This window comes from uncultured Paraglaciecola sp. (assembly GCF_963977085.1).
Lineage (GTDB): Bacteria > Pseudomonadota > Gammaproteobacteria > Enterobacterales > Alteromonadaceae > Paraglaciecola.
Genome location: NZ_CAXBNC010000001.1, coordinates 576,688 through 584,944 on the forward strand (window position 1 = coordinate 576,688; position 8,257 = coordinate 584,944).

Annotated in this window: 10 protein-coding genes; 6 read left to right on the top strand and 4 right to left on the bottom strand. The window is 43.6% G+C overall.

Annotated features, from left to right (window positions below; all coding sequences use genetic code 11):
- The first annotated feature begins 1 nt into the window (after window position 1).
- Genes AAC000_RS02470 through AAC000_RS02485 form a run of 4 tightly spaced genes read left to right on the top strand, consistent with a single transcriptional unit; the run spans window position 2 to window position 4,960 of the window.
- Entirely contained in the window at window positions 2–1,492 is a 1,491-nt protein-coding gene (locus AAC000_RS02470; protein WP_339719783.1) for a monovalent cation/H+ antiporter subunit D family protein, read from the top strand.
- On the top strand, window positions 1,489–2,955 hold the full coding sequence (locus AAC000_RS02475; protein WP_339719785.1) for a monovalent cation/H+ antiporter subunit D family protein: 1,467 nt from the start codon (window positions 1,489–1,491) through the stop codon (window positions 2,953–2,955). The genes AAC000_RS02470 and AAC000_RS02475 overlap by 4 nt, the downstream gene beginning before the upstream one ends.
- A 2-nt stretch (window positions 2,956–2,957) precedes the next feature.
- On the top strand, window positions 2,958–3,251 hold the full coding sequence (locus AAC000_RS02480; protein ID WP_339719787.1) for a hypothetical protein: 294 nt from the start codon (window positions 2,958–2,960) through the stop codon (window positions 3,249–3,251).
- Window positions 3,251–4,960, top strand: coding sequence for a Na(+)/H(+) antiporter subunit D (locus AAC000_RS02485; protein ID WP_339719789.1), 1,710 nt, complete (start codon window positions 3,251–3,253; stop codon window positions 4,958–4,960). Before AAC000_RS02480 ends, AAC000_RS02485 begins: the two co-directional genes overlap by 1 nt.
- A gap of 179 nt (window positions 4,961–5,139) precedes the next feature.
- On the opposite strand, the gene AAC000_RS02490 is transcribed toward AAC000_RS02485, so the two are convergent.
- The 3 genes from AAC000_RS02490 to AAC000_RS02500 all read right to left on the bottom strand — a co-directional run bounded on the left by AAC000_RS02490 (window position 5,140) and on the right by AAC000_RS02500 (window position 6,889).
- Window positions 5,140–5,496, bottom strand: a complete 357-nt coding sequence (locus tag AAC000_RS02490; RefSeq protein WP_339719790.1) for a VOC family protein — start codon at window positions 5,494–5,496, stop codon at window positions 5,140–5,142.
- 336 nt (window positions 5,497–5,832) lie between these two features.
- A complete protein-coding gene (locus AAC000_RS02495) occupies window positions 5,833–6,435 on the bottom strand; it encodes a class I SAM-dependent methyltransferase (protein ID WP_339719792.1) in 603 nt (200 codons plus the stop codon).
- A gap of 115 nt (window positions 6,436–6,550) precedes the next feature.
- Window positions 6,551–6,889: a thioredoxin family protein gene (locus tag AAC000_RS02500; RefSeq protein ID WP_339719794.1), complete on the bottom strand. Its 339-nt coding sequence runs from the start codon at window positions 6,887–6,889 to the stop codon at window positions 6,551–6,553.
- A gap of 181 nt (window positions 6,890–7,070) precedes the next feature.
- Between AAC000_RS02500 and AAC000_RS02505 the strand changes: the two genes are divergently transcribed.
- Both AAC000_RS02505 and AAC000_RS02510 read left to right on the top strand, forming a co-directional pair.
- Window positions 7,071–7,343 (top strand): type II toxin-antitoxin system Phd/YefM family antitoxin, encoded by a 273-nt coding sequence (locus AAC000_RS02505; RefSeq protein WP_339719796.1) that lies wholly within the window; start codon window positions 7,071–7,073, stop codon window positions 7,341–7,343.
- Window positions 7,324–7,593: a Txe/YoeB family addiction module toxin gene (locus tag AAC000_RS02510; RefSeq protein WP_339719798.1), complete on the top strand. Its 270-nt coding sequence runs from the start codon at window positions 7,324–7,326 to the stop codon at window positions 7,591–7,593. The genes AAC000_RS02505 and AAC000_RS02510 overlap by 20 nt, the downstream gene beginning before the upstream one ends.
- 93 nt (window positions 7,594–7,686) lie before the next feature.
- On the opposite strand, the gene AAC000_RS02515 is transcribed toward AAC000_RS02510, so the two are convergent.
- The gene (locus AAC000_RS02515) at window positions 7,687–8,106 is read right to left on the bottom strand and encodes a DUF2267 domain-containing protein (RefSeq protein ID WP_339719800.1); all 420 of its coding nucleotides are present in this window, start codon (window positions 8,104–8,106) and stop codon (window positions 7,687–7,689) included.
- Between the last annotated feature and the right edge of the window lie 151 nt (window positions 8,107–8,257).

Here is an 8,257-nt window from a genome sequence, read left to right on the forward strand (position 1 = left end):
TATGGATTTACTCGCACACCTTCCCGCTCTTCAAGTTGTGGTTCCGATGTTATCGGCACCACTAATCGTTCTGTTGCAACCACGTGGTTTAGCGTGGGCTGGGGCAACGGCCGCTGCATTGGTCAGTTTTGCCATTGCCGTTACACTCGCTATTGCCGTTTTAAACGGACACACACTTACTTATGCAATGGGTGGCTGGCCAGCTCCTTTTGGCATTGCTCTGTCGGTCGACGCGTATAGCGCAATACTACTGTTAATTGTAACTGGGGCGGCTGCGGCGGCTTTACTTGCTGCTAAACCAAGCATCGACAAACAAATAGAGTCTGAACGGCAACCTTTGTTCTACTCTGCATGGCTGCTGGCCCTTTCGGGTCTGGTGGGAATACTGGTAACAGCCGATGCCTTTAATATCTTTGTATTTATGGAGATATCATCTTTGGCCAGCTACATATTGATAGCTGGAGGGCCAGACCGTCGCGCGTTACCAGCGGTTTTTAAATATCTGATTATGGGCACCATAGGCGCGACCTTTTATTTGATTGGTGTCGGCATGATTTATATGATGACTGGCACACTTAACCTCGCAGATATGGAAGCCCGCATCGGCGATGTCACTGATATCAACCCTATATTAGTAGCGGCCGGATTCATCACTATTGGTTTAGCCCTTAAAGCGGCAGTGTTTCCCCTGCACGTATGGGTGCCAAATGCCTATACTCACGCTCCACATATGGTAACTGTATTTCTGGCTGCTTGTGCAACTAAAGTATCGCTATACGTATTAATCCGATTCGATTACATGGTGTTCCAGTCCAAGCTTTTAGAGCATGAATTTCAGTTTGCGATGTTTGCAATGCCACTGGCTATCCTTGGGATACTGATTGCGTCAGCCGTGGCTATTTTTGAAGGTCACCTTAAAAGACTATTAGCCTCATCATCTATTGCTCAAATTGGTTATATTTTACTTGGCGCCAGCTTAATAAGCGTTGCTGGACTGAGCGCCAGCGCAGCACATATGTTTAATCATGCCTTAGCAAAGGGTGGTTTGTTTTTAGCCGTAGCTTGTTTGGCTTATCACTATAAAGATTTACGCCTAGACCAACTTGGCGGAGCCTCCACCCGTATGCCGTGGACCTGCGCAGCAATAGTGGTTTGCGGTTTAAGTCTAATAGGTGTGCCCGGTACTGCGGGGTTCATCAGTAAATGGCTATTGATTGGCGCTGCCCTTGAAAGTGGGGCCTTAGGATGGGGCTTAATTGCCGTTATTCTAGTCAGCTCTTTAATGGCGGTTGTGTATGTTTGGCGAATAGTTGAAGCACTTTATTTTCAAGCACCGATTGAAGGAGACTCAGCCGTTTCTGAAGCACCTATTCAGCTGTTGATAATCACTGGGCTTGTTGCCTTGCTCAATATTTACTTCGGACTGTTTCCACAAATTCCATTGGAATTGGCCAATAGTGCTGCGGCACTGCTAATAGAGGGCGTCCAATGATTCCAGAAACTGCAATATTGGTCGCCATCGGCTTGCCCCTTGTAGGCGCACTGGCCATAACACTTGCCGGGCGTATAGGCCCAAATATTAGGGAAGCGGCTACCGCCATTACCTCAGTGTCGTTAATCTGGGTAGTTTGGGGGCTCTTACCGCTACTAATGGACGGTGGGCGTCCTTCGGTAGAAGTAAGTGAACTCATGCCAGGCCTAAGCATTGCTTTTGCGGTAGAGCCATTAGGTATGTTATTCGCGGCATTAGCTTCCGGCCTTTGGCTGATTAACTCAATTTATTCCGTAGGCTATATGCGCGGAAACCAAGAGAAAAACCAGACTCGGTTTTACGCTTGTTTTGCACTTGCGCTCTCAGCCACTATGGGTATTGCTTTTGCAGGTAACTTATTCACGCTGTTTTTATTCTACGAGTTACTCACACTTTCTACTTACCCATTAGTGACTCATAAAGGTGACGCTGCAACTGTACGTTCAGCAAGGATTTATCTAGGTGTCTTACTCAGCACCTCTATCGGTTTATTCCTACCGGCAATCATCTGGACTTATTCTCTAGCGGGCACAGGTGACTTTACCGTTGGCGGGATCTTAGCCGGCAAATTGAATGATCCTGAAATAGGTTTGTTATTAGGACTATTTGTCTTTGGTATAGGTAAGGCAGCCGTCATGCCAATGCACAAATGGCTACCTGCAGCTATGGTAGCACCTACCCCCGTTAGTGCCTTGTTACACGCTGTTGCAGTAGTAAAAGCAGGTGTGTTTGCAGTCACTAAAATTATTGTTTATATATTTGGAATCGAGTTTTTATTTGCGGCGCCTAGCTCACAATGGCTTTTATATGTCGCTGCTTTTACTATTATCACCGCCAGTTTGGTTGCTTTGAGGCAAACCAACATCAAACGACTACTGGCCTATTCCACTATTGCACAGCTGTCTTATGTGGTTATGGCAGCCGCGATTCTAAAACCCTTAGCAGAGGTGGGTGCAGCCATACATATGGTGGCTCATGCCTTTGGCAAAATTACCTTATTCTTTGCCGCTGGCGCTATTTATGTGGCCTCTAAGAAAACTGAAATTGCACAGCTAAGGGGTATTGGTAGACGCATGCCTTGGACTATGGCGGCCTTTACTATAGGCGCACTGAGTATGATTGGTGTACCACCTACAGGTGGTTTTGTGTCCAAATGGTATATATTGGCGGGCGCCTTCGAGGCCAATAATCTAGTGGCAGTATTTACTATCATTGGTAGTACCGTACTAAACGCCGCCTACTTTTTGCCGATTTTGTATATGGTTTGGTTTGAAAAAGAAAAAGAAGGTGGCAAAGAACATGGGGAAGCACCATTTTTTGCCGTATTAGCGCTGTGTTTAACCGCTTTATTAACACTCGCATTTTTCTTGTTTAACGGCCCAGTCATCGAATTGGAAAGCCAAGTTGTGAAGGGGCTAAGTTAATTATGAACGACGAAAAACAACTACACTGGCTAGTTCGCCCTTCTACTATTCGCAAACTCTGGATTGGTTCCAGTATTGTGCTTGCCTTAACCGTGTTAGCGCAAACAGTGATATACGTTAAAGGTTATTTTGGATTTGATGCATGGTTTGGGTTTGGCGCTGTATATGGGTTTGCCAGTTGTTTAGTGATGGTATTGGTAGCCAAGTTATTAGGGCTCGTGCTAAAACGACCGCAAAATTACTACGATGAAGCATCGCCTGACGTTCCCGAAAACCACCAAGAAGGAGGACACTAATGGAGTTAGGTATGTTGTCCCCTGCCCTTGTTTTAGTGATAGCAGCTGCACTAATTGGTTTAGTAAAAGGCCATGCTAGAACGGTAGTCTTATTAGTAGCGCCTCTGATTACTTTATGGGCTATTTGGCAAGTTCCCGATGGTGTTCAAGGCACAGTAAAGTTTCTCTCCTATCACATTGAGCCTGTTGAAGGCAGCCCACTGCGGCGACTGTTCGCTACCGTATTTGCGATTATGGTGTTTGTCGGCGGCTTGTATGCTTTTCGAATTGCCAAATGGTATGAACTTGCAGCGGCTTATGCATACGCAGCAGGTGCCATAGGTGTGTGTTTTGCTGGCGATCTAATTACCCTGTTTTTGTATTGGGAATTGATGGCATTGTTTTCAACTATTGTTGTTTGGTGTGGCGGCACTCCTGGTGCACGCGCTGCGGGTATCCGTTATGCCATCATGCACTTGTTAGGTGGCGTAATACTAAAAGTAGGCATCGAAGGTGTAGTAGTGGGCACTGGCTCCATTCAGATCCAGCCTATGTTGGCCACAGACTTCAGTACTTGGATGATCCTCATAGGTATTTTGATAAACGCTGCGGCCCCTCCCGTCTCTGCTTGGTTAGCTGATGCCTATCCTGAATCAAGTCCTACTGGTTCGGTATTCCTGTCTGCTTTCACGACCAAAACAGCAGTACTCGCACTCATATTGTTATTCCCAGGAGAACCCGTATTAATTGGCCTGGGTTTGTTTATGGTTATGTACGGCATTATTTATGCGTTACTTGAAAACGACGTGCGGCGTATTTTGGCCTATTCAGTTGTGAACCAAGTCGGCTTTATGGTGGTGGCAGTGGGTATAGGTACCGAGATGGCACTCAATGGCGCCGCAGCCCATGCATTTGCCCACATTATTTATAAAGCCCTACTCTTCATGAGTGCTGGTGTAGTTATCTATAGGACTGGGAAGAATAAATGTATGGAACTGGGGGGACTATTCCGTACCATGCCTATCACAACAGCTTGCGGTATCATTGGTGCCTTAGCAATATCGAGTTTTCCGTTAACGTCGGGCTTTACTACCAAAAGCATGATCTCTCAGGCGGCGGTAGACGGTAATTTGATCTGGGTTTATATGGCATTAACCGCAGCATCAGCCGGAGTATTTTTACATGCAGGGATCAAGTTCCCATGGTTTGTCTTTTTCCAAAAGGACTCCGGTTTACGCCCTAAAGATGCACCTTGGAATATGGGTCTAGCCATGATCATTTTTGCCGGATTATGTATTTTACTTGGGGTATTTCCTGAACTACTTTACAGTTTATTACCCTACCCTGTTGAATACCAACCTTACTCAATTGGCAAAGTGCTTTTCTATCTGCAGCTACTGCTATTTTCAGGTTTGGCTTTCTTCGTATTGCTCCCCTTAATGAAGCGTACGATGACTATTAGCCTAGACACCGATTGGCTTTGGCGCCGAGCGGCCCATTCTTTGCTGAAAGTAATAGAACGAATGATTAACTCAATTGCTGCAGTGGTTTCACAGCAGAAGGCTCGTTTACAGCAGTTTTTACACCTAATTGCGGTACGTTACTTAGGCCAACCCCATACCGCTGACAGCAAGGAACGTGGCATGTTTGCCCGTTCTTGGCCAGTAGGCACAACGGCACTATGGATAGCAGGGCTCTTGTCGGCTTATGTGTTGTTATATTATTTGTAGCAAAAAGTCTGTTTAAAATGCCCTGCTGTTACCTACAGCGGGGCAATTTTACACTAAATTTTGATTGTCATTTCGGCTCGTCAACCCACCTTAAAGCAGCTCAATTTCTACAAGGTACTTCTGTGTATTCACAAAGATGACTGAATACATCACTTGATAAATTTTCTCTTTAAAGTTTATTAGGCGGAAAAAACCAGTTTATTTTGATCTAAATCTCGCCCATAGGCTGAGAATTTTGGCCCTCTTTGATTAGGTTCGCCTTCACAAGTGCCGCCCAATTCAAGCACTTTTTTATAAAGCCTAATGACCTCTTCTTTAGAACCGACGTTTAAACCAATCATTGTGCCATTTCCATTACTTGCAGGCTCCCCATTAAAGGGTTTAGCTACTGCAAATGCAAAATCTTTACACTGCCAGAAGGTCATTCTTTCTGTTGCTAATACTTGCTTAAGTTCTGTTTGTTCGAAAAGTGAATCATAGAACTTAATTGATGCTTCCATGTCATTTGTGCCAAGAACGCAATAGTCCAGTTTCATATTAAATTTCCTAAATCATGAATAAAATCGAATTATATCCATCCACTACTGACAACTTATGTCAGTAATAACTGTTCACATTGACCAAGCCCAATGTGTGACTTGTTTTGAAATGCTGCCCTTAGGACAAAGACAGCAGCAGTAATTTTTTCTGGTAAGTTATAAAAGACATAATTAGCAAACTGTTATCTTGCTTAAACGAATCTGAATCCACCACCTGTTGACAGTTCATACTGAAAAACGAAAGAAAACATTACTGATGCTTTATTTATTTTTGTCTTTTCAATCCATTGCCCCTTTAAACACAAAAGAAATGGAAACGTAGCCTTGCTATTTTTATGGTGTTTTGCATGCAACTACCTGTACAACAGCACTTTGTCCTTGATGATATTTCCCTTCTGACATATTACGTTCCACTTCGGCTGCAATCCTAAAATCTAGGTCATTAAGCTCAGACTGCAATGCATCAAGGGACATAAATAAGTCCTTTTGAGACGGAGGTGGCCCACCAACGCCCGTCATTTCAAGCTGGCGTTCAGTGTAGGCTTCTAAAATGAACACCCCACCTTTTTTCAAAGACGTGACCACTTGGCTATGTAGTTTTTTTCGCACGTTAGGTGGTACATGCGCTGCGATTGAAACAATGCCATCCCACACCTCATGACCGAGTTCGAATTCCGCCAAATCGACTACTTTGATTGAGATCTCTACGCCATTTTCAAAAGCCAAATTTTGTGCCTTCTCAAGGCCTACTGGTGACAAGTCTACTGCTGTGACTGCATACCCTTGTTTAGCCAAAAAAACTGCATTTCTACCTTCCCCCTCCGCTAAACACAACACTCGGCCTCCAGCTGGTATCCGAGAATATTCATCTCTGAGAAAGTCATTTGGAGCAGTACCATAGGCAAACTCTTCTTCACTGTATCTTTGGTCCCACATGAGAGGCACTCCTTTGTATTTTCTGCTAAACGACGCCATAAGCGGTCTAGTAATAGTCGCCTAAACAACGTAGCTAAACGAAACCCAGGCAACCTATTTTTTATCCGAGCAACCTTTAGTTGATATTCTGCATTAAATGACGAACCTCGTCAGAACGTATTGGCCTGACTAGACGAGCCAGTTCATGGCCATTGCGTAGCAGTATCAAAGTTGGCCAAAGCTTTACCTTGAAGGCTCGGCCCAAAGGTTTGCCCTTTCCGTCATAAATTTTGATATGACGCAATTCTGAATGTTCAATTACGACTTCTTTTATCGCAGAGTTTGCAGCTTGACAGTGTTCACACCAAGGTGCACCAAACTCAAGTACAACATCGCCAGACCATTCGCCAACCTGTTCAAATGTGAATGTTTCTTCTGCATAATCAGCGATAGAGCCAATATTATTGGTTTTCATGCCATTTACTCCCAACTCGAAATTACGAATATGCCCGATGTAGGGCGGCTAATTAATAGTTGGCTAAAATGTGAAGTGAAGCGGAACCGAGCCAACTGTTAGGTGTTCGTTATTTAATTGCCTTGTTATATTTTTAACCAAACAATGTACGACATTACCGTACATAAATGGCAGGTTAGTTATGAATAGCATAAGCGTAAATCAATTTAGGGAAAATTTAAAAACATATGTTGAACAAACAGTTAATGATCATGAGCCTATAAAAGTTACTAGGCGAGCGGGTGAGGCTTTTATTGTTATGAGTGATGATGATTGGGAAAGAGAGCAAGAAACATTAGATGTATTGCAAAGTAGTAATTTGATGCAACAAATTGCCGAATCGATTGGAACTCATGGAAGCAGTAAAGGCTATAAACCAACAAAAGAGCAATTAGATGAGCTCACTAGTCTTTGAAGGTAAAACTTGGCTCAACTATGAATTAAAGAGAGAGAAAGACAAAAAACTTCATAAGGTGCTGTGTAAAATATTAAAGGAAATGATGCGCTCAGATCCTGCTATTGGTTTAGGTAAGCCGGAACCATTAAAGCATAACTTATCTGGCTTATGGTCAAAGCGTATTTCCCCGAAAGACAGGCTGATTTATAAATTTGATGATAAATACATCTATATTTTCGCAATAGGTGGGCATTACGACCAATACTAGAAAAATATAACGCATAGCTCACCGGAAAAAAGCGAGCGCAGCGAGTATTTTTTCCGGTGCAGATAATTGTTAGGCGACACCTTTCTTGAATACTCATGGTGTCCAGAACTCAACAGCCCCCTCCGGCAGCTGCGTAAGTAATTTATCAAAGGCTTTTTCATCAACGTGCCGCCTCAATGCTTTCGCAACATCACTTATGGCTGTTTCTGTAGAAAAATTGTGATTTTCACGCAATAACTTAACCTCTCTTGTCATTACCTCACGACTTTCAAAAGACCTCATTTCCTCATCAATATTCCAATCAGTGACAAATAGTGCGCGAAGACAAATAGGTAAAATATTTGCGAAAGCTATAGAATCCTGGGTTGAAAGCCTTCGACGAAAAACCTGAAATACGCCCTGTGTCATTGTGTAGGTTACATGCGTACTCCAGAGATCAGCTGTGTCTCTAGCGTCAACGAGGTAATCACAAAATTTCGCTGAGGCTCGTTCATATTCTGCTGGAACTGGCATGTCTTGGTCACTCCCCAATTTTAATACGCCTAACGCTTTTTATAAACGGCGCGCGTTTTTTGCGCGTCCAGTGGAGGCCGTTTTTTGGCAGTAACAATGTTTAATAAACTTGTATGGATAATACACCTACCCATTAACCCCTTTTAAAACA